The organism is Microvirga subterranea (assembly GCF_003350535.1).
Taxonomy (GTDB): domain Bacteria; phylum Pseudomonadota; class Alphaproteobacteria; order Rhizobiales; family Beijerinckiaceae; genus Microvirga; species Microvirga subterranea.
The window spans coordinates 296,727-323,162 of sequence record NZ_QQBB01000001.1; the positions used below are offsets into that span (position 1 = coordinate 296,727).

The 26,436-nt window shown below is 66.3% G+C and carries 17 protein-coding genes and 1 tRNA gene; 4 read left to right on the forward strand and 14 right to left on the reverse strand.

Features of this window, described 5'->3' with window-relative positions:
* Window positions 1–18: 18 nt before the first annotated feature.
* Window positions 19–94 (forward strand) — tRNA-Ala (locus DES45_RS01330).
* A gap of 313 nt (window positions 95–407) precedes the next feature.
* Here DES45_RS01330 and DES45_RS01335 read toward each other — a convergent pair.
* Together DES45_RS01335 and DES45_RS01340 are read right to left on the reverse strand one after the other, a co-directional pair.
* On the reverse strand, window positions 408–4,688 hold the full coding sequence (locus tag DES45_RS01335) for a tandem-95 repeat protein (protein ID WP_114768177.1): 4,281 nt from the start codon (window positions 4,686–4,688) through the stop codon (window positions 408–410).
* Window positions 4,689–5,341: 653 nt separating this feature from the next.
* The gene (locus DES45_RS01340) at window positions 5,342–5,929 is read right to left on the reverse strand and encodes a hypothetical protein (RefSeq protein ID WP_114768178.1); all 588 of its coding nucleotides are present in this window, start codon (window positions 5,927–5,929) and stop codon (window positions 5,342–5,344) included.
* A 346-nt stretch (window positions 5,930–6,275) separates the two neighbouring features.
* Here DES45_RS01340 and DES45_RS25950 point away from each other — a divergent pair, with 346 nt between their 5' ends.
* Complete coding sequence (locus tag DES45_RS25950) at window positions 6,276–7,481, forward strand: calcium-binding protein (RefSeq protein ID WP_114768179.1); 1,206 nt, start codon at window positions 6,276–6,278, stop codon at window positions 7,479–7,481.
* Window positions 7,482–7,717: 236 nt separating this feature from the next.
* On the opposite strand, the gene DES45_RS01350 is transcribed toward DES45_RS25950, so the two are convergent.
* The 7 genes from DES45_RS01350 to DES45_RS01380 all read right to left on the reverse strand — a co-directional run bounded on the left by DES45_RS01350 (window position 7,718) and on the right by DES45_RS01380 (window position 15,050).
* Window positions 7,718–8,530, reverse strand: coding sequence for a glucose 1-dehydrogenase (locus DES45_RS01350; RefSeq protein WP_170151350.1), 813 nt, complete (start codon window positions 8,528–8,530; stop codon window positions 7,718–7,720).
* Window positions 8,527–9,849, reverse strand: coding sequence for an MGH1-like glycoside hydrolase domain-containing protein (locus DES45_RS01355; RefSeq protein WP_425374248.1), 1,323 nt, complete (start codon window positions 9,847–9,849; stop codon window positions 8,527–8,529). The genes DES45_RS01350 and DES45_RS01355 overlap by 4 nt, the downstream gene beginning before the upstream one ends.
* Window positions 9,850–9,856: 7 nt before the next feature.
* On the reverse strand, window positions 9,857–10,906 hold the full coding sequence (locus DES45_RS01360; RefSeq protein WP_114768181.1) for an ABC transporter ATP-binding protein: 1,050 nt from the start codon (window positions 10,904–10,906) through the stop codon (window positions 9,857–9,859).
* Between the two features lie 11 nt (window positions 10,907–10,917).
* Window positions 10,918–11,730, reverse strand: coding sequence for a carbohydrate ABC transporter permease (locus DES45_RS01365; protein ID WP_114768790.1), 813 nt, complete (start codon window positions 11,728–11,730; stop codon window positions 10,918–10,920).
* 44 nt (window positions 11,731–11,774) lie between these two features.
* Entirely contained in the window at window positions 11,775–12,626 is an 852-nt protein-coding gene (locus DES45_RS01370; protein ID WP_114768182.1) for a carbohydrate ABC transporter permease, read from the reverse strand.
* A 62-nt stretch (window positions 12,627–12,688) separates the two neighbouring features.
* Window positions 12,689–13,972, reverse strand: a complete 1,284-nt coding sequence (locus DES45_RS01375) for an ABC transporter substrate-binding protein (protein ID WP_114768183.1) — start codon at window positions 13,970–13,972, stop codon at window positions 12,689–12,691.
* Window positions 13,973–14,042: 70 nt separating this feature from the next.
* Window positions 14,043–15,050, reverse strand: coding sequence for a LacI family DNA-binding transcriptional regulator (locus DES45_RS01380; protein ID WP_114768184.1), 1,008 nt, complete (start codon window positions 15,048–15,050; stop codon window positions 14,043–14,045).
* Between the two features lie 103 nt (window positions 15,051–15,153).
* Between DES45_RS01380 and uxuA the strand changes: the two genes are divergently transcribed.
* Window positions 15,154–16,344: a mannonate dehydratase gene (gene uxuA, locus DES45_RS01385; RefSeq protein ID WP_114768185.1), complete on the forward strand. Its 1,191-nt coding sequence runs from the start codon at window positions 15,154–15,156 to the stop codon at window positions 16,342–16,344.
* 43 nt (window positions 16,345–16,387) lie between these two features.
* Here the strand turns inward: uxuA and DES45_RS01390 are convergent, their stop codons facing one another.
* From DES45_RS01390 to DES45_RS01400, 3 genes are all read right to left on the reverse strand, one after another.
* A complete protein-coding gene (locus tag DES45_RS01390; RefSeq protein WP_170151351.1) occupies window positions 16,388–17,842 on the reverse strand; it encodes a PP2C family protein-serine/threonine phosphatase in 1,455 nt (484 codons plus the stop codon).
* A 331-nt stretch (window positions 17,843–18,173) separates the two neighbouring features.
* Window positions 18,174–19,466 (reverse strand): amidase, encoded by a 1,293-nt coding sequence (locus DES45_RS01395; RefSeq protein WP_114768187.1) that lies wholly within the window; start codon window positions 19,464–19,466, stop codon window positions 18,174–18,176.
* Between the two features lie 74 nt (window positions 19,467–19,540).
* A complete protein-coding gene (locus DES45_RS01400) occupies window positions 19,541–22,996 on the reverse strand; it encodes a tetratricopeptide repeat protein (protein ID WP_170151352.1) in 3,456 nt (1,151 codons plus the stop codon).
* 236 nt (window positions 22,997–23,232) lie between these two features.
* On the opposite strand from DES45_RS01400, the gene DES45_RS01405 reads away from it, so the two are divergent.
* Window positions 23,233–25,074 (forward strand): glycosyltransferase family 2 protein, encoded by a 1,842-nt coding sequence (locus DES45_RS01405; RefSeq protein ID WP_114768791.1) that lies wholly within the window; start codon window positions 23,233–23,235, stop codon window positions 25,072–25,074.
* 27 nt (window positions 25,075–25,101) lie between these two features.
* Here DES45_RS01405 and DES45_RS01410 read toward each other — a convergent pair whose 3' ends face one another.
* Both DES45_RS01410 and DES45_RS01415 read right to left on the reverse strand, forming a co-directional pair.
* Window positions 25,102–25,425, reverse strand: a complete 324-nt coding sequence (locus tag DES45_RS01410; RefSeq protein WP_114768189.1) for an STAS domain-containing protein — start codon at window positions 25,423–25,425, stop codon at window positions 25,102–25,104.
* Window positions 25,409–26,218 (reverse strand): PIG-L deacetylase family protein, encoded by an 810-nt coding sequence (locus tag DES45_RS01415; RefSeq protein ID WP_114768190.1) that lies wholly within the window; start codon window positions 26,216–26,218, stop codon window positions 25,409–25,411. Before DES45_RS01415 ends, DES45_RS01410 begins: the two co-directional genes overlap by 17 nt.
* Window positions 26,219–26,436 lie beyond the last annotated feature (218 nt).

Consider the following 26,436-nt stretch of genomic DNA (forward strand, 5'->3'; position numbering starts at 1 on the left):
GGTCGCGTACAACCGGCCGGGGCTGTAGCTCAGATGGGAGAGCGCTGCAATCGCACTGCAGAGGTCAGGGGTTCGAATCCCCTCAGCTCCACCAAGTCTTTGAATTCCCATCACTGTTCCTGAAATTGAGACGTCTCCTGGCACCACGGTGTCATGCGCGCATCCCGACGGATGCACGTTTCCGCGTGTGCAGCGTCTCAGAAGACCAACTTCTCCGCTCCTCCTGGCCCTCGACTGTACGACGTGCTCGAAGCCGTCCGGAGCGGCTGCCACTAACGGTCCGATGAGCGGGCGGAGTGGCTGACATTCGATAAAGGCGGCCGCCGGGAGGGGCAGCCGCCTGAGGATCGACACAACGCCTGTGCGGCTGCGGGACAGGCGCGGGCCCCCGCGACGCTTCCGGGTATTTACACGATATGGAAGTTGCTGCTGGTGAGCCACCACTGAAGCGGGCCGACTTCGGCGAACTTCACCGCCGCCGCCGCTCCGCTGCCGTCCCGGTCGTAATACAGGCCGCCGTCCCACGGATTATAGAGGACCCGGTCGTCCGCCTCGATCGCCTGACTGCCCCACCGGAATGCTTCTGCCGCCAACACGCCCCGGCACTGATCCAGGCCCGCGAAGGCCGCACGATCGAGCCGGATCGTGTCCTCCCACGGAGCAAAGTCCAGGACTCGGTCCACCTCGCCGCGGCCGGGCTTGACGTCGAACACGAACGTGTCGTGACCGGCGCCGCCGATCAGCACGTCGGCGCCCGTGTCGCCGTTCAGCACGTCATCGCCGTCCCCGCCATCGAGCCGGTCCCGACCGCCTGAGCCTTCGAGCCGGTCGTTCCCGCTCTCGCCGAAGAGGCGGTCGGCGCCTTGGCCGCCATGGAGCTTGTCGTGGCCGCCCCGGCCATAAAGCGAGCTCCCTTTGTCGGTCGCATGCAGCGTGTTGGCGAGTCCGTTGCCGATGCCCTTGCGCGCACTGCCCTCAAGCACCAAGGTTTCGACATTGGCGCCCAGGGTGTAGTTGACTGAGCTACGGACCGTGTCGATCCCCTCACCGCGTGCCTCACGCACCATGTCGCGGGTAGACTCGACGACGTAGGTGTCGTGGCCGCGCCCGCCCCTCATCACGTCCCGCCCGGCTCCGCCGTCGAGAACGTCATGGCCGTCGCCACCGTCGAGCAGGTCGTCGCCTGCGCCGCCGAACAGGCGGTCGTCCCCGCTCCCGCCCGAGACCGTGTCATTGCCGCTGTCGCCGTAGAGCCAGTCGTTGCCGCCGAGCGAGCCCATATAGTCGTCGCCCGCACCACCGTGCAGGGTGTCGTCGTCGGCTCCGAGCACGATGTGCTGATTGGCTCCGTCCGCGAACACCACTTGGGAACCGGACCCGCCCGTCACGCGCACGTTGCCGATCACCGTCGCGAAGGCGACGTGCTCGAGCGCGATCACCGTGCCGGCCGTCAGGCTGCGGGCATCGATCACCAGCGCCGTGACGGGATCGGCCGGATCGCTGCTGCCGCTGATCACCAGCGGGATACCGGAAACGGCGCCAGACTGGGTGAGGGTGAGCGACTGGATCACCAGTGGCCGGTCAACCGGAAGGCCGGCAAGGAAGCTGGAGCCGCCCCCGGCCAGGGTGGCGTGATCGGATGACTCGGAGCCGGTCGAGGCCTCGATGGCGCGAATCAGGTCCGTCAGCGACGATCCTGCCGGCTTCGGAGTGGCAAAGCCGCTGGCCGTGAGGCCGATGCCCGCGGTGAGCTGGACCAGGAGCGCGTTGCGTCCGCCGATGCTCACCAGCGGGATGTCCGCATAGCGTGTGTCGCCGCCGGTCTCGTTCCTGTCGCCGGTCACGACCGGCACGGTCACGATCTGAGTGGCGGTTCCGTCGCCGTTCTCCGTGACGGCGCGGTCGACAGCCACGCCGTCGATCACATCCGCATCCCTGGCGCCCTGCACATTGACGACGATGGAGCTCTGGGTCCCGTCGAGTGAGCGGATCGTGAAGGCATCCTGCCTGTGCTCTCCCTCCCCCAGGGCCTGGACGGCGGCGCTGGCGTTGTCGAGCAGGTAGGTCCAGGCGCCGGTGAGGTGATCGAATGCGAAGGTGCCGTAGGCGCCGCGCACCGGTGCCTGAGCCTGGAAGGACGCCTCGCCGGTATCCGCATCCGTGATCGTGACGACGCCCGATGCGGCGAGTTCTCTGTCTTCCCTCACCGACCCGGTCGATACGCCGCCGATCACCGCGGCATCGTTCCGACCTTCGATTCGGAAGGTGAGCGATGCGATGGCGGTGCCGCCGTTGCCGTCGGACAGGGTGTATGTGAAGACGTCGGTCGCGATCTGTCCGTCGCGCAGCGCCTGCGCCGCGGACGAGGCGACATAGGTGTAGCTGCCGTCCTCGTTGAGGATGAGGGAACCGTAGTCGCCGGAGAGCGAGGAGCCGACTTGGCCGGGGGTGCCGTTATGCGACACGCCGACCACCGCGAGCGCATCTCCGTCAGCATCCTTGTCGTTCGAGAGGACCCCGGTCACGATACTCGCCGTAACCATGCCATCCTCGACCACATCCACCGGACCGTCGACGACCCCCTCCGGCGCATCCGCCGCCGCGATCACATCGAAGCGCAGCGTGTGCTCTTCGGAGGTGTCGACGCCGCCGCCCGATGCGCCGCCGTCGTCCTGCACCTTGAACGTGAATGAGGCGATGCTGCTGCCGTTCAGGTCCGCAGGCGGCGTGTAGACGAGCCGGCCGAGATCGGCGGCCTGAATCACCTGCCCGGCCGTGACGGCTAGGCCGTCGAAGGTCAGCAAGCCGACGCCTGGAACGGAGGTCAGGATGACGGCCTTGATGGAGTCTCCGTCCACATCCACGAACGGGAAGCTCCCGGTCGAAAAGACGTAAGGGATGTCCTCGAGTGTCTGGACGAGGGCGTCCGTCGTGATCGGCGCATCGTTGACGGGCGTCACCGTGATGGTGAACGTATCGCTGGCCGACAGGGCGCCGTCGGAAGCGGTCACCTTGACGTCGAGAGACCCGTTGAAGTTTTCCGGCGGGGCCCCGGAGAAGGTTCGGGTCGCTTCATTGAAGGTCAGCCAGCCCGGCAGAGCGGAGCCGTCCTGCAAGGTCGCCGCGTAGCTCAGCGTGCTGTCGATGTCGGCAAAGGCGTTCTGCGGGAACGTGTACGTCCAGGTCGAGCCTTCCGTGATGATGCCGTCCGCGAGCGGCGCGGAAACGAACGGAGCGTCGTTCACGTTGGCGACCGTCAGCGTGAACGTGTCAGAAACAGAGAGGCTGCCGTCGGAGGCGGTGAGCTTGATGGTCAGCGCGCCCGTCCAGTCCTGCGGCGGCGTGCCTGAGAAAGTCTGCGTCGCGGCATCGAACAACAGCCATGCCGGGAGTGCGGCGCCGTCTTCCAACGATGCCGTAAGGATGAGAGAACTATCGACGTCCGTGAAGGTGCCGGCTGGAACAGTATAGGTCCATGCCGCATCTTCATCGATGGTCTTGTCGGACAGCGCGGCGGACACGACCGGCGCGTCGTTCACGCTGCTGACCGTCAGGCGGAAGACGCTGGATGCGCTCAACTCACCGTCGCTCGCGATCACCTTGAGGTCGATGTTCCCGGTCCAGTCCCGTGGCGGCGTCCCGGAGAAGTTGCGCGTCGCTCCGTTAAATGTCAGCCAGCCCGGCAGGGCAGAGCCGTCCGCGAGCGTGGCGCTGTATGTCAGCACGCTGGAGTCGACGTCGGTGAACGTGTTGGACGGAACCGTATAGGTCCAGAGGGTATCCTCGGTGATGGTGTCGCCGCCGAGCGGAGATGCGACCGCGGGAGCGTCGTTGACGCCCTCGACCGTGATCGTCGCGGTGGCCGTGTCGGATCGTCCGGTCGAGTCCGTCACCGTGTACTGGAAAGACGTGGCGCGCGTCTGCCCAACAGCCAGATCGGCGAAGTCGCCGTGGTCGTCGAACTGGAAAGTGCCGTTCGCATTCAGGAGAACGCGCCCGCCGCCGGAGAGGCTGGTCCACTGGCCGACATTCGCGGGAACGCCATTGATATCGGAGATCGCCTGCGGGTCCACGACGCCGAACGGGCCGCCGTTGTCCAGGTCCCGGTCGTTGGACAGAACATTCTTACCGGTCAGCACGATCCCGGCTTTGGCGCTGAACGCATCGTCGAAGGCCTCGGGCGCATCGGCGAGTTGATTGTCGTAGAAGACCGTCTGGTTGACGTTGGTGCCGGGCTGGAATCCCAAGAAATTCCAATGGAGCCCCAGGGTCTTGGTCGCGGTGTCGTAGGTTGGGGCGTAAACCGTATTGACGCCGCTCATCGAACCCTGATCGGCGATCGTTCCCGGAGCCACGCCTTCCGGCGCCAACCCTTCGATGCGGATGTGGAAGTCTGCCGGCTGCGCCGTTCCTTCGAACCTGGCGAAGACCTGATTGCCGGAAATGTCGATGGTGACCGTGCCCTTGAGAAGGCCATTCTCACCCTGAACCGGCTCGAGCGTACCGTTCCCGTCCGTATCCGATACGATGCGTGCGGAAATCGGCACTTGCAGCTCGGTCTGCTGCCCGACGACGACGGTCCGTTGATCGAGGATCAGGGTGGAATACCCGTATGGCGGTGCGCTCTCGAACCAACCCGCGACGGTTAGGGTGATCTTGACCTCAATGCCTTCGAGAGTGCCTGCCATCTCTTGCCCCCTGCAATCCGGCTCGGTCAGCCGGGATCAGCCGCTTCATTGCGCAACGCGGTTAACTCTTTTGGTAAATTTGCACTTGCGGCTTTCGGGAATAACCGCTGTCCATGACAGTACAATAGGAATAGTTGTTAGTAATTTATGATATAACGTTTAATACAAGTGTTTTATTGACCGGTAGTTACTTTGAGGCAACAGAATTATTGATCCTTGCGGGAATTTTGCAGCTCCGCTGCGCAGGACAGTTGTGGGCACCGGGCAGCGGATACTTGATGCCCAGTCGGAGTATACAGTCTGCCACGGTCGTCCAGCCGGCGGGCCATCGTCGGCTCCTGGGATCCAGCCCAGGGGCGGCCCTATGGCTCCACGATGAGGTCATCTCGGCGACGGCCTCGATCGCGCCGGTCGCCCCTCCGGATCCGCACCAGGATATTGCGGCTGAAGGAGTCTTCCGATCCGGCGGCTGATCTTCAGCCTGAGGAGAGCGCGGAGATGCCATTGCGGCCGCGCGCGGCATTCTGGGGCACGAAAGCACCTCTCGGAGCCAGGCCGACGCGGCCCTGCTCCTTTCCGACCGAGTGGGCCCTGCGTTCGATCAATCGTGCCCGCCGCCGGTCCGGTCGCAGGATGCGGCGGGCCCGATGGCTCTAACGCGTGGTATGCTCGGGCATGTGGACCGGCAGCATCAGGTGTTCATAGGGCGTGTCGGCCCACATGACGTAGGGCTGCGACGTATCGGGCTTCGGCGTCCTCGGATAGCCTTCCATCATGCCCTTGGCGCCGACCACCATCACGTGCGGGCCCGTCTCGACCCAATTGTTGTTCGCCTCCGGCTTCTCCGCATAGGGATCGGTGTTGCTGGCGTCCGTGCCGCCGGCCAGCATGTACAGGAAGCCGACCTTGTTGGCGGGCGGCGGTTTCCGCTCGAGCCATGCCTTGACCCACTCCATGGCGTTCTGGTCGGCGCACATGGGATCGGGTCCCGGCGTGCTCGGACTGTCGGGCAGGCAGGTGAACCCGTTGTCCCCTTTGCGAAGAACCTTCATCGTTCCGTCGGCCGACACCGTCACGACGCTCGCATGCTCGGCGACCGCGGGCGGAGCGGCCGACATGGCGCTTTTGATCAGATCCTGATCGCTCATCTGGCCCGCCGCATGCTGGGCTGAGGCCGAGGCGATCGAAATCACGGCGGAGACGCTGAACGCGGCCCAAGCGAGAGCGTGATGCCTGTTCATGGCTCACCTCCATTTGCTGCGCGACCGGCCGGATCAGGATACTCCCATGTCGGCAGGCGGCATAGGGGAAACGGAAGCGGGGCTTATGGGGTCGGAGACCGGCGCGATGACTTTTGGGCTTGAATTGCGAGCAGACTGAACAGAGAACCATCTGTCCACTTGAGAACATCACAAAGTATCTTAAATTAAACTAAATGTATAACGTTTCCGATCAGGTCATTAAGTAACTATTTATGCTGATGCGACGCTATTCCTTTTGACCCTGTTTATTCCTTTAGGTTAACCGAAGAAACGAGCCGGCGAGGGCACCTTTCGACGCGGCTGATTTTCACGTGGGGGCCAAATCATGGCGTTTTTCGATGTCACTAATGCCTTCGGGCAAGGGTTCAACATGTCTGCAACCGGCGACTCCGGGTGGAGCTTTGTTGAAGCCGATCCGAATGTCTCAGAGCAACTTTACAGCGATGATGGGAAGCTCATCACGTTCTCAGTGAACGGCAGTCCCTACATCAACTTTTATGGGTTCACCTACACGCTCGGTTATACCTATCCTGACGGGAATCGTGACGTTCTGATCGATAACATCTGGTATTACAACAACGGCCAGAATGTCATGTCGGTCACTCAGCTGAACCTTCAAACGACGATTTTTGATTTGCAAGGGAATGCTTGGTCCGTCCGCCTGAACAACGGCAACGACACCTTCGATGGCAACGATTACAACGACGTGATTCGAGGGGGGTTCGGCAATGACCTGATCATTGGTTACGCGGGTGACGACATTCTCCTCGGAGATCAGGGGAACGACACGATCGGCGGTGGAGCCGGAAACGACCTCATCTTTGGGGGCGATGGTTATGACACGGTGAGTTACGGCGGCTTCAGCACAAACTATATTTTCACCAGGAACGTCGATGGATCGGTGACAGTCACCGACACGACGGGCGGATGGGGCACCGACACGGTCTACGATGTCGAAGCGTTTTATTTTAACAATGGCACGTTCAGCCTTTCGAGCTTGCTGCCGATCGATCCGCCTGCCCCTCCGCCTCCACCTCCGCCTCCGCCTCCGACACCGGAAGAGATATATGCGGGCGAAGATACGCTATACGGGACCTCGGGCAGCAACACCCTCAAAGGGTACGGCGGAAACGACACGCTCCGTGGGCAGGGCGGCAACGATTACTTGTTCGGCGGAGACGGCAACGACGTTCTTTACGGCGGAGCCGGAAAAGATGCGTTCGTGTTCGATACCAAACCGAACAAGACCACGAACAAGGATGCGATCAAGGACTTCAAGGTCGTTGACGACACCATTCGCCTCGACAATGCCGTGTTCACGAAAGTGGGCGGAAACGGCACCCTTAAGGCATCTGCCTTCTGGACCAACACCACTGGCAAGGCGCACGACAAGGACGACCGCGTCATCTATGACAAGGACAGCGGCGTTCTGTATTACGACGCCGACGGATCCGGAAAAGGTGCAGCGGTAGCCTTTGCTACGATCTCCAAGAACCTCGCGCTGACCAACAAGGATTTCTACATCGTCTAATAATCACGGACGGTGAAACCCCGGAGCGATCCGGGGCTTCCACAATCAAAGGTGTGTCGCACGACATGCGGTGCGGCTCTCAAGCCATCAGATCGCGGTTTCCCGGCCCGTCAGGATCCAGGCTAGATGAGGGCGAGATCGAACGGGGTCCGGAAGCACTCGCTGACCAACGTATAGGTCCCGCAGATCAGACGAATGCCGCCCGGTCCATTGAAGACTGGAGCCGCCTATGATCTCTACGACGCCCAGTTCTCCTTGAAGTCGCCGTAGAGCGTGAGCCCGCCGTCGGCGAAAATCGTCTGGCCCGTCACATAGGCGGCTTCGTCCGAAGCCAGGAAGGCGAAGACCGGCGCGATGGCTTCCGGGCTCGCGGCGTAGCGCATGGGGATGTGCCGCTCCACGCCGGCGAGGCGGGCCGGATCGTTGCGCCAGGAATCGTTGAGGCTCGTCAGGGTCGCGCCGGGCCCGACGGCATTCACACGGATGCCGCGGTCGGCATATTCGAGCGCAAGAGTCCGGGTCAGGTTGCCGAGTCCGCCCTTGCTGATCGAATAGGCGAGATAGCCGGGCTTCGGGATCACCTCATGGGCGCTCGACGTGTTGATGATCGCGCCGCCTCCCGGGCGCGACAGGAAATGCCGGATCGCCGCCCGCGCAGCATGGGCCGCGCCGAGCAGGTTGACCGCAATGATGCGCTCGAGGACGGCCGGGTCGTAGGCGTCGCCCGGCGTCTCCGCCTGGATCCCGGCATTGTTCACCAGGACGTCGAGCCGGCCGAACATCTCGACAGCTTCGGCGACCATTCGGTCCGCCTCGGAAGCCGCACTTACGTCCGCTTCGATGATGCGGTGAGAACGGTCCCCGTGTCCGCCGTCCGTCGAAGCATGGCGGCAGCCCTCGAGGGCTGCCTCGGCTTCCGGGGCATCCCGCAGGTGGTTGATCGCGACTGTCGCGCCTTCCGCGGCGAACCGCTCCGCGACGGCGCGACCGATGCCGCGCGATCCGCCCGTGACGAGGGCGAAGCGGCCCTTCAGCCGGTCCATCCTCATGGCGCTTCTGCTCCTGCACCGGATGACCCGGCGCGCCGCCGCAGCACCATATAGGCGGCGGCCGTCCAGGAGAAGGCGTCGCCGCCGAGCCCCTCCCCGGTGGTCGGATCGAAATACTCGCAGAACCCTGCCCGCTCGATGGCCCCGACGGTGCCCTGCTCGATCCGGCGTGCAAGGTCCTCGGCGCCGTTCAGGCGCAGGCCGTCCGCGATGAGCCAGTTGACCACGGCCCAGACCGGTCCACGCCAGTAACGCTTGGGTTCGAAGGCGGGCGAGAAGGAGGGCGTGGTCGGTAGGCCGACGATAAGTCCCTGGTGCCATCGCTCGATTTCCGCCGTGACCGCCTTGCGCTGCACATCGTCGAGGCGCAGAGCCACCAGCGGCATGAAACAGGCCTGCGTCGGGGCGTCCACATCCTCGCCCGAGATCAGGTCGAGGGAGACGAAGCGCGAGAGTTCCGGCCGCCAGCGGCGCGCAAGACCGTCCAGGAGCCGCCGGTGAATGTCCGACAATTCTGTCCGTTCCTCAGCCGAGCCGAACGTTTCGGCGAGATGCATCAGGTCCGCGGTCGCCCGTGCGAGAATGGCGGTCATCTGCACGTCGGCGATCTTGAAAGGCGCGGCCGCCCATTGGCGCTGCGGGTCCCAACCACAGTCGCGATAGGTGTCCACGAGGTGGATGAAGCGCTGGTAGTCCTCGTCCCGTGGCCGCATGGCGGCGTCCACGTGACCGGTGTCCTTGCGTCGGATGGTCGTGGTGGTCGTGGTGGGAACGCGTGCGAGCGCCACGTCCCAGGCCGGTGAGTTGTCGCTGCCGCTCTCCCAGGGATGGAGGATCGCCACGAGGCCGAGGCTGTCGGGGTCACGCGCGCGCAGCCACCATCGGTGGGAGCGCAGGGCTGCCTGGAAGAGGGCGCTGGTGCGCTCCTGCGCCTGCGGCAGCCCCGCCTTGACGGCGGCCTCGTGAACCTGGCGGAGCGCCATGCCGAAAACCGGCGGCTGGGTGATGCCGGAGGTCGGGATGCGGTGGCGCGTGCCCCACACTTCGGGCCCGGGGAAATAGGTGTCGCTCGGGGCATGAAACACGATGTGCGGGATCATGCCGTCGTCCCACTGACCTTCCACGAGACGCTCGAGCTCGCGATAGGCGCGGTCCGCGTCGAACAGGGCGAAGCCGATTGCCACGAAGGCCGAGTCCCAGTTCCACTGGAAGGGATAGAGGCGGTCCGTCGGGACCGTGTAGCCGCCGCGGTCGTTGCGGGCGAGGATCGCGCGAGCAGCCTCGTCTCGGTCGAATCGGGTCATGTCGTTCATGGTCATCGTTCCATCATGCTCGTGCGACGGCGCGGCCGGTGGCGCCGTCGATCCAGGTCAAGCGTGCAGGGTCGACGGTGAGGCCGACCCGCTCGCCGGCGGTCACCGTAGCGGTGGGCGGCGCGACGATGCGGGCGAGCTGCCCGTCGATGGCGCCCGTCAGAAGGAGGTGCGAGCCCATCGGCTCCACCACCCGCACATCGAAGGGGATGCCGGATCCGTTCGACGCCAAGCTGGCATCCTCGCCGCGCAGGCCTAACTCCATCTCGCCGCCTGCTGCCGGACAGGGCAGAGCCGTGTCCCCGATGCGCGCGGTGCCTTGCGCGCAGCGCACCTTGATGAAGTTCATGGGCGGGCTGCCAAGGAAGCCGCCGACGAAGCGGGTCGCGGGCGTGGCATAGACCTCGAGCGGCGTGCCGATCTGGTCGATCCTGCCGCCATACATGACGGCGATGCGGTCCGCGAGGCCCATCGCCTCGGTCTGGTCGTGGGTCACGTAGATCGTGGTCGTGCCGGCCTCGCGCAGGACAGCCTTCAGCTCCGTGCGCATCTCGAGCCGCAGCAGCGCGTCGAGGTTCGAGAGCGGCTCGTCCATGAGGAGCACAGCCGGCTCGACGGCCAGCGCGCGGGCGACCGCAACACGCTGGCGCTGGCCGCCCGAGAGCTTTGCGGGATACCGGTCGAGATAACCTTCGATGTGGAGCAGCGCCGCCGCGCGCTCTACCTTCCGCTTCACCTCGTCCTGCGTGACTTTCTGCATGCGCAGCCCGAAGGCCACGTTCTCGAACACGGTCATGTGCGGGAAGACAGCGTAGTTCTGGAACACCATGGCGAGCCCGCGCTTGCGCGGCGCCAGCTCGCTCACGTCCCGGCCGCCGATCACGATGCGGCCGGAATCCTGCTTCTCCAACCCCGCGATGATGCGAAGCAACGTGGTCTTGCCGCAGCCGGACGGTCCCAGCAGGGCAACGAACTCGCCGTCGCGGACATTCAGCGAAACCTCCTGCAGGGCACGGAAGGAGCCGAATTCCTTGACGACGCGGTCGATGACGATATCGGCCATGAAACGCTCCGTTACTTGCTGGCGATGCCCCACACCGCGAACAGGTACTTTCTGACCGCGAAGATGAAGAGCACGGAAGGAAGAATGAGGATGAAGCCACCGGCGAAGCGGTAGTGCAGCGGGCTTTCGGCGAGGATCTTCAGCAGATAGGCCGTGAGCGTGCGCTCGCGTACCGTGAGGATCGAGGCGGCGAAGACCTCGTTCCATGAGATCACGAAGGCGAAGATGGCGGTGGCCGCGAGCCCGGGAAGCGCAAGCGGCATCACCACCTTCCAGAACGCCTGGAAGCGCGTGCAGCCGAAGACCCAGGCCGCCTCCTCGTATTCCCGCGGAATTCCCATGAAGAGGCTCTGGGTGACGAGCGCCGCGAAGGGCAAAGCCAGCACGGTATGGATGAGCGAGACGCCGAAGGGCGTGTCGTAGAGCCCCAGACGGATGAAGGAGACGGTGAGCGGCAGCGCCAGGATGGCGAGCGGAAAGGCGCGGGTGAGCAGCACGAGCAGCCGATAAGCGTTCTGCCCGCGGAAGGCGTACCGCGCCAGCGCATAGCCGGCTGGCGCACCGAGCAGGATGGAGAACACCACCGTCAGGCCTGCGGCGATGAGCGAGTTGAGGAGCGCGTTGAACACGCCCTCAATGGCGAGAAACTGCATCATCGGCGCGAAGGACACATCCGACGGCCAGATCGATTTCGGCCAGCGGAAGACGCCGAGCCTGCCCCCGAAGGCGCCGAGCGCCACGAAGTAGATCGGCACCAGCACCCAGGCAAAGAGGACCGCCATTCCGGTCCAGAGCAGCAGGCGCCGCGCCGAGGGCAGGGTCATGCTGCGGGCAGCTGTCGCCGGCTGCACTTCGGATGTGGTCGCCGTCATGGCAGCTGCTCCGGACGGGTGCGCAGGACGCGCAGGTAAAGGGCGGTGGCCGCGAGCGAGATCGCCATGATGAGGACCGCGTAAGCCGCGGCGACGCCGTAGTTCTGGTTCTCGTTCTGCCAGGTATAGGCCTCGCCCGCGAGAACCGGGAAGTTGCGGCCGCCGAGCGCGTACACGACGGCGAAGACCTCGAAGGCGAGCACGGTGCGCAGGATCAGGGCCGATTGCAGGCTGGGTTTCAGCAGCGGCAGGGTGATCCTGCGAAAACGCGTCCAGGGCTGCGCGCCGAAGATCTCGGCCGCCTCGGAGAATTCCTTGGGAATGAGCTGCAGGCCCGCAATCAGGATCACCAGCACGATGGCGGTCGCGCGCCAGATCTCCGCCATGGCGATGGCGGCAAAAAGACTCCAGGGCGTCTCCTGGGAAAGCCAGCCCACAGGACCTGGGATGATCCCGAGCGCGTAAAGGGCGGAGTTGAGATAGCCCGTGTTCTGCAGGAGCGACAGCCAGGCGAGGCCTGCCGCCAGATCGGAGATCCCGAGCGGGATGGTGAGGATCCAGAGCGCGATGTCGCGGCCCTTTTCCAGCTTGGACACCATGGTGGCCATGACCAGCGCGAGCGCGACCTGGATCGGCACGACCACCAGGGTCAGCAGGAAGGTATTCTGGATGGCGAGCGAGAAGTTGAGATCGCCCGCCATGCGCTGGTAATTGACGAGCGACAGCCCCTCGTCGCCCGAAAACGACAGCCAGACGGTCTGGACCAGCGGCACGAGAAAGAACGCCGCCAGAAAGAGGACCGACGGCGCGATGAGCGCATAGGGAATCCAGGATGTGCGCGAGGACATGAACCGCTCCGATCACGGAAGGTTGAGCCCGGCAGGTCAGCGCCGCCGGGCTCCGGGTTCGATCATTGGACCGGGCAGGCGCCCTGGCTCGGCTTGTCCGGCGCCCAGCACGGTGCGCCCGTATCCTTCATGAGCGCATCGAGCACCTTGGCCTGGCTTTCGAGCACGTCCTTCACGGGCTCGTTGCGCAGCACGATGCGCTGGAAGGTGTCGGTATAGACCTTGTTGAACTCGCCGCCCTTGGCGCCGAGCCCGACAGGCAGGAGGGACACCAGCGCGTCCTTGGCGTTCTGCGTCGCGTCGACGGCGCCTGCCAGCAGCTTGATGCCGGGCGCAAGGTTCGGCGGCAGGTCCGCCTTCACGACCGGAAAGAAGCCGACCTCCGCGGCCGTCGCCAGCTGCGTCTCCGGCTTGGTCATGTGCTCGATCACCGCCACGCCGCCGGCGCGGTTCGGGGCTCCCTTCGGAATCGCGAGGCCGGCGATCACCGGCATGTAGCCGCGTCCCTTCGGGCCGGCTGGAGCCGGGAAGGCCACGAACTGATCGGGCTGCAGGGTCAGGGCCTCCTTCACGCGGGCGATGTGGTCCCAGGCGATCCAGACCTCGCCAGCCATCAAGGGCTCCTGCATGAAGTTGTAGTTGGTGGAGTTCGGGCTCGACACCGCCCAGAGCTCCTTCATGGCGTTCCAGCCGGCCTCGGCATCCGGCGACTTGAAGGTGGTCACGACACCGCCCGTGAAGGACGGATAGAAATAACCCTGGAAGAAGCGCGGCATCAGGCCGGTCGGTCCGGCCGGGAAGCCGAGGCGGCGCTGGCCGGTCTTGTCGACGATGTTCTTGGCCCATTCCTGCAGCTGGGCGTAGGTCAGCGTGTTCACGTCGGCGCCCTGGGGCAGATATTGCAGCGCCTGCTTGTTCGCGACCATCACGTAGGTCGCCTGCATCCACGGAATGTACTGCTGGTGGCCCGTGCCGAGCTTGCCGAGTTCCATGAGGCTCGCCGGGATCCCGCGGTCCTTCAGCTTCGCGGCCACGTCGTCGATGGGTTCGATGTCGGCCGGAACGTGCGGCTGCAACTCGCCGTGGAGCGCGCCGACCACACTGGCGGTGCGCTTGCCGGCCTGGGTCTCGGCCTTCATGCGCACGGCGAAGGCCGGCGGCTCGTCCACCACATAGATGACCTTGCCGGACAGCCCCTTCAGAAGGACGTCGCGAACCTTGGTCGCCTCCTCGATGGGCCGAAGCTGCGTCGAGTAGAAGATCGTCTCCTGGGCCTGCGCCGCGGAGACCCCGCCGAACAGGGCGGCGGCGACGGCGATGGCGCGGAACGGCACCGGGTGCGTCATGTGTTTCCTCCATCGGGCCCTTTCGACACGCCGCTCGGCCCGGGTCCGGAAGGCCCGAGCGGTTTGCAGGTCAGCCCTCCGGTCCGTGGGTTGCCCGCGGAACCTGCCGAACCGGCAGAATGGTCTGGAGCTCGCGCGGATCACGGCCGCCCAGGCGCGCGATCAGCATATCGGCGAGCCGGCGTCCCACGTCGGGAGCGGCGATTTCCATGGTCGACAGCGGCGGATCGGTGTAGGCGCCCGAGGGCAGGTTGTCGTGGCCGATCACGGCGACATCGCGCCCGGCGACGAGCCCCCGCTCCTTCAGGGCGCTGAGCGCCCCGATGGCGATGCTGTCGGTGGCGCAGAGCAGACTCGTCGGCGCCTGAGGCTGGTCCAGCAGCCACTTGGCGGCCTCGTAGCCGCCGGCCTCGTTCGGCTGCGCCGCATATTCCAACGCATCCGGAAGGCCCTCGTCCGCCAGCCCGCCGAGCCAGCCCTTGCGGCGCAGATGCGCGAAAGTGAGGGCCTGCGGTGCGGAGATATGCGCGATGCGACGGTGACCGAGGGCGGCGAGCAGGCGCGTCGCATCCCTGAAGCCACTCTCGCCGTCGCCGTCGATGAAGGCATGGTCCTCGGGTCGTTCCGTGCGCCCGTGAGTCACGAACGGAATGCCGCGCTCCTTCAGGAAGGTGACGCGCTCGTCCTCAAGCCGCGTGCGGACGACGATGACCGCATCGGCCCGGCCACCATCGATGAGACGGCGATAGGTCTCCATCTCGGCGGCGGGGCTCGTGGTCGGCAGCAGCATCAGGTCGAGCCCTTCTTCGGCAAGACGCTGGCTGCACGCCGCAAGGATGTTCAGGAAGACGGGCGGCCCCACCCGGCCCGGCTCCAGCGGCAGGGTCACGGCGACGGCCTCCGCACGGCGGCGGCGCAGGCTGCGGGCAGCGGAATTGGGCCGGTAATTGATGGCCTGCGCGGCTGCGCGAACCCGTTCGCGCGTCGCAGGCGCGACGTCGGAATAGCCGTCGAGCGCCCGGGACACGGTGGTCGTCGACAGGCCGAGGGTTTGGGCGAGTTGCTTCAGTTTCGACACCGCAGCAGGCCTCCGTGCGGAGAGTTCACCCGAAACGATTTGGGAAGTCAATGGCACGGGAAACGCCCCTGTGGTAAGAGACGGGCAGACCAGGGAGGTAGCGATGCGGCAGGCGTGGCGGTGGTTCGGTCCGAATGACCCCGTGAAGCTCGACCACGTTCGGCAGGCAGGGGCCACCGACATCGTGTCGGCCCTTCATCACGTGCCTCCCGGAGAGGCCTGGACCCGCACCGAGGTCGAGCGCCATCGGGATCTGATCGAGTCGACGCCCCCCGGACGCACGCCCCTCGCCTGGAGCGTCGTCGAGAGCATCCCGGTCGCCGACGACATCAAGCGCCAAGGACGCGATGCGGCTCGCTCGATCGAGGCCTGGATCGCGAGCCTCGAGGCCGTCGCGGCGGGCGGCCCCAAGATCATCTGCTACAACTTCATGCCGGTGCTCGACTGGACGCGCACCGACCTCGACTGGCCGCTGCCGACCGGCGCGACGGCGCTGCGGTTCGACCAGGCGAGGTTCGCGGCCTTCGATCTCCACATCCTGAAGCGGGCGGGAGCGGAGGCGGATTACGACGAGGCCACCCGCTCGCAGGCGAAGGCCGTCGCCGATCGCCTCACCGGCGAAGAGGCGCTCACGCTCACGCGCACGATCGCAGCCGGACTTCCGGGCGGGACGACCGAGGCGCTCGATCTCGAAGGTTTCCGCGATCGCCTCGCAGCCTATGCGGAGATCACGCCCGAGCGGCTGCGCGCCAACCTGATCGCCTTCCTGGAGGCCGTGACGCCGGTGGCGGAACGGCTGGGCGTGAAGCTGACGCTCCATCCCGACGATCCGCCGCGTCCGCTCTTCGGGCTGCCCCGGATCGCCTCGACGGCGGACGATTACGATGCGCTGTTCCGGGCGGTTCCGTCCGAGGCGAACGGCATGTGCTTCTGCACCGGCAGCCTCGGCGTGCGGGCCGACAACGACCTGCCGGCGATCGCACGGCAATTCGCGGGGCGCATCCATTTCGTGCATTTGCGCGCAACGAAGCGGGACACGGACGGGCTCAGCTTCCACGAGGCCGATCACCTCGATGGCGACGTCGACATGGTGGCGGTGATTGGAGCCCTGCTCGCGGAGGACCGGCGACGTCCGAAGGACGTGCGGATCCCGTTCCGTCCCGACCACGGCCACCGCATGCTCGACGATCTCGACCCGAACCGTCGGGTCAATCCGGGCTATACCGCCATCGGCCGTCTCAAGGGATTGGCGGAGCTGCGCGGCGTGATGCGCGCGCTCGAACGGACCCTCTGAGGCATCCGGCCGGAAAGCGGATCTTCGCCGGCATCGGCGCCGGTCAGAGCCTCTCCAGCAGGAGGGCGCTGACGTCGTCCTCGAGGCGCGTGCCCCCACGCCAGTGCAGGACTTCCTGCGCGATGGCCTGGAGGAGGGAGCCGGCTCGCGCCGTCGAATGCGCGCGGATCAGCCCGCTCAGCCGCTCTTCCGAGAACACCTCGCCGGCGGCATTCTCCGCCTCGACGATTCCATCGGAATAGAGCAGGAGGGCATCGCCTGCCGAAAGGGTGAACGGCACCGCATCGTAGACCGGATTTTCATTGATGCCGATCGGAAGGCCCCCGTCGCCCAGAGGCGTGATGCTCCCGTCGTGCCTGATCAACAGCGGATGGGGATGTCCCGCCTGCACCATGGATCCCTCCCCGGTCTCCGGGTCGATCTGGCCATAGATCATGGTGAAGAACGGCAGGTCCTGCGGCCAGTCCCTGGCCGCCTCCTGGACGAGCTCCTCCGGCCGCAGGGAGACGTTCCTGACGGCCGCCTGGGAGATCAGGTGGTGAGCCGCGACCGACACGAGCGCCGCCGCTGCGCCATGTCCGCAGACGTCGATGTGGAAGAAGGACAGGCGGCCATCGGCCTGGCGGACGACGTTGAACGTATCGCCGCCGATGAAGCTGGACGACTGAAGGAGCCCCTCGTGCCGGAGATTGCCGATGATACCGTCCTTCGGAACGAGACCGTTCTGGACAAGAGCCGCCGCTTCGAGATCCTTGCGGTACCGCGCCTCGCTCTCGCGCACCTCGTCTTCGGCTGTCCGGCGCGCGGTGATGTCCGCCGTGATGCCCGCGAGGCTTCTGAGGCCGTTGGGGCCCTTCTGGACCTCCGCCCGGTGCTCGATCCAAATCATCGAGCCATCCGGTTTGAGGAAGCGAACCTCGATGCTGTAGGAGGCGTCCTCCGCCAGGGCCCGGGCCAGGGCATCGCGCTGCAGCCGCCGGTCGTCGGGGTGGATCCTTGCGACGAATTCCGCAGCCGGCCCGTTGCTGATGCCGAGCAGATCGAGGGCATTATCGGACCAGGTCACGTAGTCGGTGGTGAGGTCCCGCTCCCAGGCGGCGATCCGTCCGCCCTGCAGGGCGAGGCGCAGCTGCTCCTCGGTGCGCTTCTGGTCGGTGACGTCATGGCCCTGAAGAAAGATCCCGGTGACTGCCCCGTCCGCACCGATGATCGGCTGGAAGACATAATCGATGAACCGGTTCTCCATCGGCCGCCCGGGCATGCGGTGGATGCCGAGCGGACGGCCGCGTCCCATGACGGCCTCGCCGGTCGAGGTGACGCGGTCGAGAAGGTCGAAGAACGTGTCGCCCAGCTCCGCCAAAGCCTCCCGGATCGGTCGGCCGATGACATCGCGATGGCCGATGAGTTCGGCACAGGCCGCGTTGACCATCTCGATGGTCTGCTCCGGCCCTCTGAGAACGGCGATGAAGCCCGGCGCCTGCTCGAGCAGGCGCCTCACCTCCCCGGCTTGAAACGCAGCCCTTTCAGGGTTTGGCCGATCCACGCCCTGCTGGGCATGCCATCGGTCACGCTGCACAGATCCGGAGTTGCTCATCGCGCATCATCTCTCACCACGCGCGAGAAACTCTCGTCCAGCGCCGGCCGTTTCATGGAGAGGAGGACCCACCCCTTACGGAATCACCAAAACCGCACAATGTTGACAATGTTGGGGCATCGCAGGAACTCGGCACATCACGAGGTCGATGCTGAATCGGCAACGATCATAGTAATTTAGTAACAATCATCGTGCTGGATCCGTGAGACGGACGCACCTTTGCGGCGCTTCCCTCTCAGCCGAGGAGCGCACGCTCGACGCTCGCGGCAATCTCCAGCAGGCGACGGTCCTGGCCGTGTCGCGCCACCATCATGAAGCCGACGGGCCGCGGACAGTCCGGGATCGGCAGCGAGATGCCGGTCAGATCGAACTGGTTGCCGAACATGGTGTTGCGCAGCACCAGCCAGTCCGTTCGGTTGTAGAGCTTGTCGTCGGTGAGGAGCGGCGCCGTGAGCGGAGCCGAAACCGTGGTGGTCGGAAGCGCCAGGACGTCGACGGGGGCAAGCCGCGCGTCCATGGCGGCGGCAAGCTCCCGACGCCGCCGGAGCATGCGGATATAGACAGGCGCCGCCACCTTCCCGCTTCGGGCGATCCACCACCGCACCCGCGGATCGATCAGATCGGCCTTCGCGTCGAGCCAGTCTGCATGAACCTCGGCCGCCTCGATGGACGCGATGGAGGCGTGGACGGTCGTCTCCGCCATCGCGGCGAGCAGGTCCTCGATGCTGTGATCGACGATCCTGGCTCCGGCCCGGGCCAGGCGTTCGAGGGTAGCCTCAAAGGCGTCGCCCACCATCTCTTCCTGCTCGTCGAACAGGCGTCCGCGCGGCACGCCGATCCGCAGCCCCGACAACGGGAAGGACCGAAGCGCCTCCGGCTCCTCGCCGGCCATGACGGCATCGGCATCGGCGCAGTCCTGGACGCTGCGCGCGAGCGGCCCGATGGAGTCGAGGCTCGGCGCCAGCGGAAACGCCCCGGCCAGAGGCACCCGGCGGGCCGTGGGCTTGAAGCCGACGACGCCGTTGAGCGCAGCCGGAATGCGGACGGAGCCGCCCGTGTCGCTGCCGATGGAGATGTCGCTGGTGCCCTCGGCCACGGAGACCCCTGCCCCGGAGGACGATCCGCCCGGAATCCGATCCGGATCCGCGGCATTGCCCGGTGTTCCGTAATGCGGGTTGAGGCCGAGGCCGGAGAAGGCGAACTCGACCATGTTGGTCTTGCCGACGATGACGGCGCCGGCCTGCCGCAGCCGCGCCACGACCGTCGCGTCCTTGGCGGCGGGAGGCATGTCCTTCAAGGCGACGGAGCCCGCGGTGGTGGTCTCGCCGGCCACGTCGAACAGGTCCTTGATCGAGACGATCGCACCGTCGAGAGGGCCGAGCGACAAGCCGGCTCCCTTGCGCGCATCGGCGGCATCGGCCGCGATGCGTGCGGCCTCGTCATAGACGCGCAGGAACACGCACTCGTCGGCCTCGCGGTCCTTCAGGCGCTCCAGAATGCCCTCGAGCCTGTCCCTGACGCTCGTCATGATGGATGCCGCCCCCACGCCTATGAACGATGCAGGTTAGCATCCAGGGCCGCGTGAGGCTGTCAACCCTTCGGCTACCAGCGCAGGCGGAGCTGCGCACCGACCTGGAAGCGGCTCCAGGGCTCGTCGTCCTGCAGCACATCGAAGTTGTTGTCGTCGGACGAGCGCGCATAGGACAGGATGTGGTTGGCGTAGAGCGCGAAGGTTGCCTGCGGCGCAAATTCGTAGGCGATGCGGGCGGACGCGTACGACACGAAGCCGCCGCTTCCGGGGTCGCTCAGGCCATAGCCGGCCGCGCCCTGGAAATCGTAGGTCCAGTGCTCTGCCAACGTGCCCCAGAGCTGCATGCTCAGCTCGAAGGACTGGTAGCGGTCGGGATTCCAGTATCCGTTGTCGAGCACCCTGGCGAAGTCGAACGCCGTGTAGCGAAGGCCGAACCAGAGGTAGGGATCCGCCGAGAACCGCTTGGCGATCTCTGCCTGTCCCCAGACGCGCTCGTTGCCGTCGGTGTAGTGGCTGTAGATGCCGCGGCCGCTGATCCGGAAGGCGTTGTCGGGCGTGTAGTCGACCGAGAATCCGACGTCGTCGGCGAACACGTCCTTGACGATGGAGCGCGTGTTCTCGTCCGGATAGCGCCGCGCCAGATTGAGATCGAGGCGGATGACGTCGGATGGAATGAAGCTCAGCGTCGTCTCGTGCGTGACCTCCACGTCCTGGTCGTCCGGCTCGTCCTCGAGGTTGAGGAAGAGGGACGATTTGAACTCCAGGACATCGTTGAAGCGGTGACGGCCCGCGACGCCGATGCTGTAGATGTCGACGGTGGGAAAGTCCCCGCCCTCGAAGTGCATCGCGCGCGCCTGCGGCCCGAACTTCGTCAGGCCAGCGTTGAAGGTCAGCTCGTGCGAGATCAGGAAGGTCGAGATCGACAGGTCGTCCGAGCGGCGCGCATGCCAGGCTTCGATCGTGGTCAGCGGGCGGCGCTCCTGGAAGAGCTGGTCGAGCAGCCGCTGGGCCGTCTCGTCGCCGGGCTTGCGGGCGAGCAACGCCTCGGCGTAGCTCTGCGCCAGATCGGGGCGTCCCATTTCCTGCCGTGCCTGCGCGGCGATCAGCAGGGTGGCGGGGTTCCGGTCGCCGCTCGCCAGCAGCGGCTCGATGCGCGCGAGCGCCCGGCGCGGCAGCCCCATCGAGCGCTCGGCCGTGGCGGCACCGCGGGTTGCGTCCACATTGGCCGGCTGAAGCCGCAGCACGGCCTCGAAATCGACGAGCGCCTCCTTGTGCCGCGTGATGTCGTTGAGGGCGTTGCCTCGCCCTATAAGGGCGTCGACATCGTTCGGCGACGACGCAAGGATGTCGGTAAAGACCGGGATGGCGAGCGGCTGCTGGCCGCTCCAGGCAAGGGCGCGTGCCAGGCCGAGCTTCGCGTGGCGCGTTTCCTTCGCCGTGAGATCGGGCCGCCTCAGGACCTCCTCGAACAGCGGGATCGCGCGTGCCGGCTGGCCGGCATAGAGCACCTGCTCGGCATATTCGCGCAGCAGCTCCCGACGGCGACCGGGCTCCACCGCGAAGGCGCGCTCGAACAGCACTACGGCCTCCGGGCTGCGGCCCTGGCCGGCGGTCTGGCGGGCAGCCCCCACATAGGCGTCGGCAAGGGCCTTGCGCACGTCGTTGTCACGGGGGCTCTGCTTCAGGATCGCCTGGAGGGCCGGAATGGCCTCGCGGAACTGGCTGCTCCAGAGGAGCGCGAAGGCGAGGCCCCGCCGCAGGCGCTGGGTCTCCTGGGCCGTCCGCTCGCCCGACCGAAGGGCCTCGCGATAAAGCGGGACCGCCCGATCGGGTTTTCCCGAATAGGCGATCTGGTCCGCATATTCGGGCAGCAGCTCCTGGCGGCGCTGCGGCGCCGTCTCAATGGCGCGGCGGAAGAAGTCCGCGGCCTCCGCATTGCGGGAGCGCCCAGCGACATGGCGGGCGGCGCCCACGTAAGCATCGGACAGGGCCTTGCGGGCCTCGGAGTCATCGGGAGCGTTCCGCAGGATCGTCCCCCAGGTCTCGATGGCGGACGGAAACTGGCTGCTCCACAGGAGCGCGAAGGCGAGCGCCCGGGTGGCCTGCCGACGCTCGTCAGCCGGGAGGTCCCTGCGGTCGAGAACCTCGCGATACACCGGCACGGCCCGGGCCGGCTCGCCCGCATAGGCGAGCTGGTCGGCATATTCCCGGGCAATCTGCGACCGCTTCGACGGGTCGAGCCTGATCGCCCTCTCGAAGAGCGCAAAGGCTTCCTTGTTGGCGCCCCGTCCGGCCGCCGCGCGGGCCTCCGCGATGGCTGCATCGGCCGGGCCTGCCGGCTGGGCCGGCGCCGGAGTCTGCGTGCCGGCGCCGGCAGCGGGCGTTCCGGGGCTTCCCGGGGCCCGCCCGGTTCCGCTTGCGCCCGGGGCCTTTGCGGCTGCCGCCTGCGCGTCCGCGAGCCCCTTGCGGGCCTCCGCATCGTCGGGCGCCTGTCGCAGCACATCCTCGAACGCCGTCACGGCCTCGCGGGGCTGTCCGCTCCAGAGCAACCCGAAGGCAAGGCCGCGCCTCAGGCGACGCAGGTCCTGATCAGAGCGCCCCCCTTGGCGGAGGCCCTCCCGGTAGAGCGGCACCGCCTGAGCCGGCTGGCCGCCATAGGCGATCTGGTCCGCATATTCGGGCAGCAGTTCCTGGCGGCGCTGCGGCGCCGTCTCGATGGCGCGGCGGAAGAAAGCCGCCGCGTCCGCGTTGCGCCGCGCCTCGGCGGCCTGACGGGCCGACCCGACGAGGGCGTCCGACAGGGCCTTTCGGGCCTCGTCATCCGCCGGCGAGCCCCTGAGGATCGTCTCCCAGGACCGGATCGCTTCAGGGAACTGGCTGCTCCAGAGAAGCGCGAAGGCGAGATTGCGCGTCGCGCGCTGGCGCTCCTCGGGGGCGAGGTCCTGCCGGCCGAGCACCTCGCGGTAGATGGGCACCGCCTGCTGCGGCCGTCCCGCATAGGCGAGCTGGTCGGCATATTCGCGCGCGATTTCCGGACGGCGGGACGGATTGAGCGTGATAGCGCGCTCGAACAGCGGCACGGCCTCCTGGCTCGCCCCGCGCTCTGCGGCCGCGCGGGCAGCTCCGATGGTGGAATCGACGATGGCCCGCCGGGCTTCCGCGTCGCCGGGATTGGCATCGGCGATCGGCTGCCATGCATCGATCGCCTCCTCGAACTGGCTGCTCCACAGGAGCGCAAAGGCGAGGCTTCGGGTGACGCGCTGACGCGTCGCAGGGTCGAGGCCGGGATCGGCCAGGAGTTCCCGATACACCGGAACCGCTTCGGAAGGACGCCCCGCATAGGCAAGCTGGTCCGCATATTCCGGCAACCACTCGCGGCGCCGCGTCGGTGCGAGCTGAATCGCCTGCTCGAACAGCCGGGCGGCTTCGCGGTTGTCGTTCGTTCCGGCGGCACGCCGGGCATTCGCCACGAGCTCCTCGGGCGCCTGCGCCTGGACCGGTCCCGCCAGGCCCAGGCCGGCAACCATCAGCAGGCCCGCAATTCGGGCGCGAAGAGAAGGCCTGCGTATCAGCATCAGTCGGGGAACTCGAATCGGAAAGGGCGGCGGACGGAGATGTCTAGATATCTGGAGTTTGCTCTTATAACAGGTAAAAATTAGTCCGCATGGCGGATCGGTCCAGACACTTTCTGCCCTAAAACGAGAATCCCGGCTCCTCCCCCAGGAGTTGCCTCATCGTGGCTTCCCTTTTCGGAGACGTTTTCTTGTCCCGCCGCGCCTCACGGTTCCAAACCCAGACCCCTTGGACTCCCCTGCCCTATTCGCCCTGGCACGAAACTCTGTGGCAGTTCCTGGCGACATCCAGCCTGGTCTTCGGGGCCTGGTACGTGGGCTGGCGGTGGCTCGGTTCCGTCAATTACGACGCCCTCTGGTTCTCGATCCCCCTGCTGCTCGCGGAAACGGGGGCCTTCTTCGGCCTCGTCCTGTTCACGGCCAATCTCTGGTCGGCCAAGTCGCCGGCGCCGGCTCCCCTTCCGGCCGGCATCCGGGACTGCACCGACGACCCCGAGATGCCCGACCGCCCCCTATCGGTGGATGTCTTCTTCGCCACCTACAGCGAGGATCCGGAACTCGTCCGTCTCGGGCTCAAGGACGCCAAGCGCTTCACCTATCCGTATCCCATCGACGTGAAGATCCACGTGCTGGACGACGGGAAGCGGCCTGCCATGGAGGCGGTCGCCCGCGAAGAGGGGGTGAACTACATCACCCGCTCCGACAATGTGGGGTTCAAGGCCGGCAACCTGCGCAACGCCATGACGGTCACGTCTGGGGACTTCATCCTCATCTGCGACGCCGACATGCAGCCCTTCCCGACCTTCCTGGAGGAGACGCTCGGCTATTTCCGCGACCCCAAGGTCGCCTGGGTGCAGACGCCCCACTGGTTCTATGACGTCCCTCCGGGCGTCCCCCTGCCGGCGGCCCTGGAACGCTGGCTCGGCGGCGCCGGCCGCCTGCTCGGCAAGGGCTTCGAGCGCATCTTCGGCCCGGTCCAGATCGGCGAGGACCCCTTCGCCAACGATCCGCAGCTCTTCTTCGACGTCATTCTCCGCAGGCGCAACTGGGCCAATGCCAGCTTCTGCTGCGGGGCGGGCTCGATCCACCGGCGCGAGGCCGTGATGGAGGCCGCCCTCCGGCAGTGGTCGGACCAAGTCGCGGCCGCGGCCGGACGCAACGAGGCCGCCGCACGCCGCCTGACGGGCGAGGAGGCCATCGCCGAGTCGATCCGGGATTCCATGCGCTGGCAGGGAGCCCTGGAGGAGGAGTTCCAGCCCTACAAGTTCCATGTGTCCGAGGACATCTACACCTCGATCGTCCTGCACAGCGACCGCGAACGCGGGTGGAAATCGGTCCTGCACCCGAAGGTGCAGGCCAGGATGCTGTCGCCCAACGACCTTCTGAGCTGGACCATCCAGCGCTTCAAGTATGCGGGCGGCACCCTCGACATCATGGCGCACGACAACCCGCTCTTCCGCAAGGGCCTGACCCTGCCGCAGAAGATGATGTACGCGTCGACCTTCTACTCGTACCTGTCGCCCCTCTGGAACATCGTGTTCCTGTTCTCGCCGATCATCTTCCTGTTCTCAGGGATCGCACCGGTCGCCGGATACTCCCTCGACTTCTTCATCCATATCGCCCCCTTCCTGCTGCTCAACGAGCTGTCGCAGCTCGTGGCCCTGTGGGGCAATTCCAACGCCAAGGGCCGCGCCTGGTACCTGGCCATGTTCCCTCTGAACCTTCAGGCTATGTGGGCGGTCGTGCGCGGCAAGAAGATCTCGTTCCCGGTCACGCCCAAGGACCGGCAGGTCGGGACCTATCCGCGCCTCGTCCGGTGGCAGATCGCCCTGGTGGTGCTCACCGCAGCCGGCCTCATCTGGGGCTGGAGCGCCTTCGCGGCCGGCGTCGCCGGCTACTCGCTCGGGGCCATGATCGCCAACACGGTCTGGGGCACGAGCAACATGCTGTCGATGCTGCCCATGATCCGGGCGGCCTTCTGGCAGCCCGATCCGGTTTACGAAGCGGCCATTGTGGAAGGTGCCACGCCCTGAGCGCGGGGCAGCCGGAAACGCACTCGCTCAGGCGCCCTCGAGAGTCTCACTGACGGTGAAGACGCGGTCGAGGGTGGTGAGGCGCAGGAGCTTGCGGACCTGCGCGCCCGGCGCGACGAGGCGGAGATTTCCCTCTGCCCGGCGGGACGCCTTGAGGCCGGAGACCAGCGTGCCCAGCCCCGTGCTGTCGATGAAGGATACCTGGTCAAGGTCGACCGCGATGTGAGCCCGGCCCTGAGCGAGCGCCTCTTCGAGCGACTTCTGCACCTTGGGCGCGGCTGCGGCGTCCAAACGGCCGTCCAGGCGCAGAACGGCTGCGTCCCCGTCCAGCGCCTCAAGCGCGATCTTCATGTCTCTGCCCCCGCGGCCGAACCGGCCAGAACCGTTCGGCCGGTTCGCCCGGCCGGCCTCTTGCTTGTGCGAAATCCGCGATAGCCCGACGAAAATCGTCCGTGAAGCGGAAAATGACCGGAACCTGGCTCGTGTAACAGGCAATCGCCTCGAGGCGCCGGTCGAGGGTCGCTCCGATCGCGATCGAGAACGGCTCACCGACCGCATCGCCCAGCGCCGCCAGACGGGCGGCCGCTCCGGCCGGGGTGTGAATCGCGTAAGGGCAATCCTCGTAGGCGTAAACCTCGACGCCCCGGGACGCCAGATGACGTCCGGCCTCGAAGACGAGCTGGTGATCCACATGCGCCCCAATCCCGAGCGGGACGAAGACGCGGGTTCCCGCGCGCCATTCGGGCAGATGAACGATCTCCTCCGCCAGATGGGCCGCAAGGTCCATCTCCTCGCCTCGAAGGGAGCCGAACAGTTCCGAATCGGATTTATATCGGTCGCCGCGATAGATAGCGTCCGGCAGGCCGAGCCACCGGACGTCGCAGCCGAGGGCCCGTGCGGCCGCCGCATCCTCGGCTCGGCGGATGCGCTGAACCTGCTCAGGGTCGGCCACCTTCCAGCGGGAGTGCTTCCAGGCGGCGAATTCGCCGACCATCTCGTCGACCAGCTCGCCCGCGAAGACCGTCACCATATGGGCCGCATCGCCTCGTTCGGACATGAGCGCGACGGTGCCGCCGCAGGACAGGGGAACGTCGTCGTAATGAGGCTGGATGAAAAGCGCCGGTCCCGGCTTCGGTACGTCCATAGACCCTCGCTTAACCTCCCGCACGACGTAATCTCAAAAGCGGATGTGATCTCCGGCTCCGAAAGGAAGCCGATTGCATTCCAGGCCCGGACCGATGAATGATCCGGGACAGCCTCTATAACAGGCATATGGCTTTCCATAGACTGGACGGCCTGAAAAGATAACTTTCCTCTCCGGGAATCGATCCGGCCGCACCATCGGCCAGGCGAAACCCGCCC

Coding starts and splice junctions, on each gene's coding strand:
- DES45_RS01335 (WP_114768177.1), bottom strand. CDS start 4,688: ATGGCAGGCACTCTCGAAGGCATTGAGGTCAAGATCACCCTAACCGTC.
- DES45_RS01340 (WP_114768178.1), bottom strand. CDS start 5,929: ATGAACAGGCATCACGCTCTCGCTTGGGCCGCGTTCAGCGTCTCCGCC.
- DES45_RS25950 (WP_114768179.1), top strand. CDS start 6,276: ATGGCGTTTTTCGATGTCACTAATGCCTTCGGGCAAGGGTTCAACATG.
- DES45_RS01350 (WP_170151350.1), bottom strand. CDS start 8,530: ATGAGGATGGACCGGCTGAAGGGCCGCTTCGCCCTCGTCACGGGCGGA.
- DES45_RS01355 (WP_425374248.1), bottom strand. CDS start 9,849: ATGACCATGAACGACATGACCCGATTCGACCGAGACGAGGCTGCTCGC.
- DES45_RS01360 (WP_114768181.1), bottom strand. CDS start 10,906: ATGGCCGATATCGTCATCGACCGCGTCGTCAAGGAATTCGGCTCCTTC.
- DES45_RS01365 (WP_114768790.1), bottom strand. CDS start 11,730: ATGACCCTGCCCTCGGCGCGGCGCCTGCTGCTCTGGACCGGAATGGCG.
- DES45_RS01370 (WP_114768182.1), bottom strand. CDS start 12,626: ATGTCCTCGCGCACATCCTGGATTCCCTATGCGCTCATCGCGCCGTCG.
- DES45_RS01375 (WP_114768183.1), bottom strand. CDS start 13,972: ATGACGCACCCGGTGCCGTTCCGCGCCATCGCCGTCGCCGCCGCCCTG.
- uxuA (WP_114768185.1), top strand. CDS start 15,154: ATGCGGCAGGCGTGGCGGTGGTTCGGTCCGAATGACCCCGTGAAGCTC.
- DES45_RS01395 (WP_114768187.1), bottom strand. CDS start 19,466: ATGACGAGCGTCAGGGACAGGCTCGAGGGCATTCTGGAGCGCCTGAAG.
- DES45_RS01400 (WP_170151352.1), bottom strand. CDS start 22,996: ATGGTTGCCGGCCTGGGCCTGGCGGGACCGGTCCAGGCGCAGGCGCCC.
- DES45_RS01410 (WP_114768189.1), bottom strand. CDS start 25,425: ATGAAGATCGCGCTTGAGGCGCTGGACGGGGACGCAGCCGTTCTGCGC.
- DES45_RS01415 (WP_114768190.1), bottom strand. CDS start 26,218: ATGGACGTACCGAAGCCGGGACCGGCGCTTTTCATCCAGCCTCATTAC.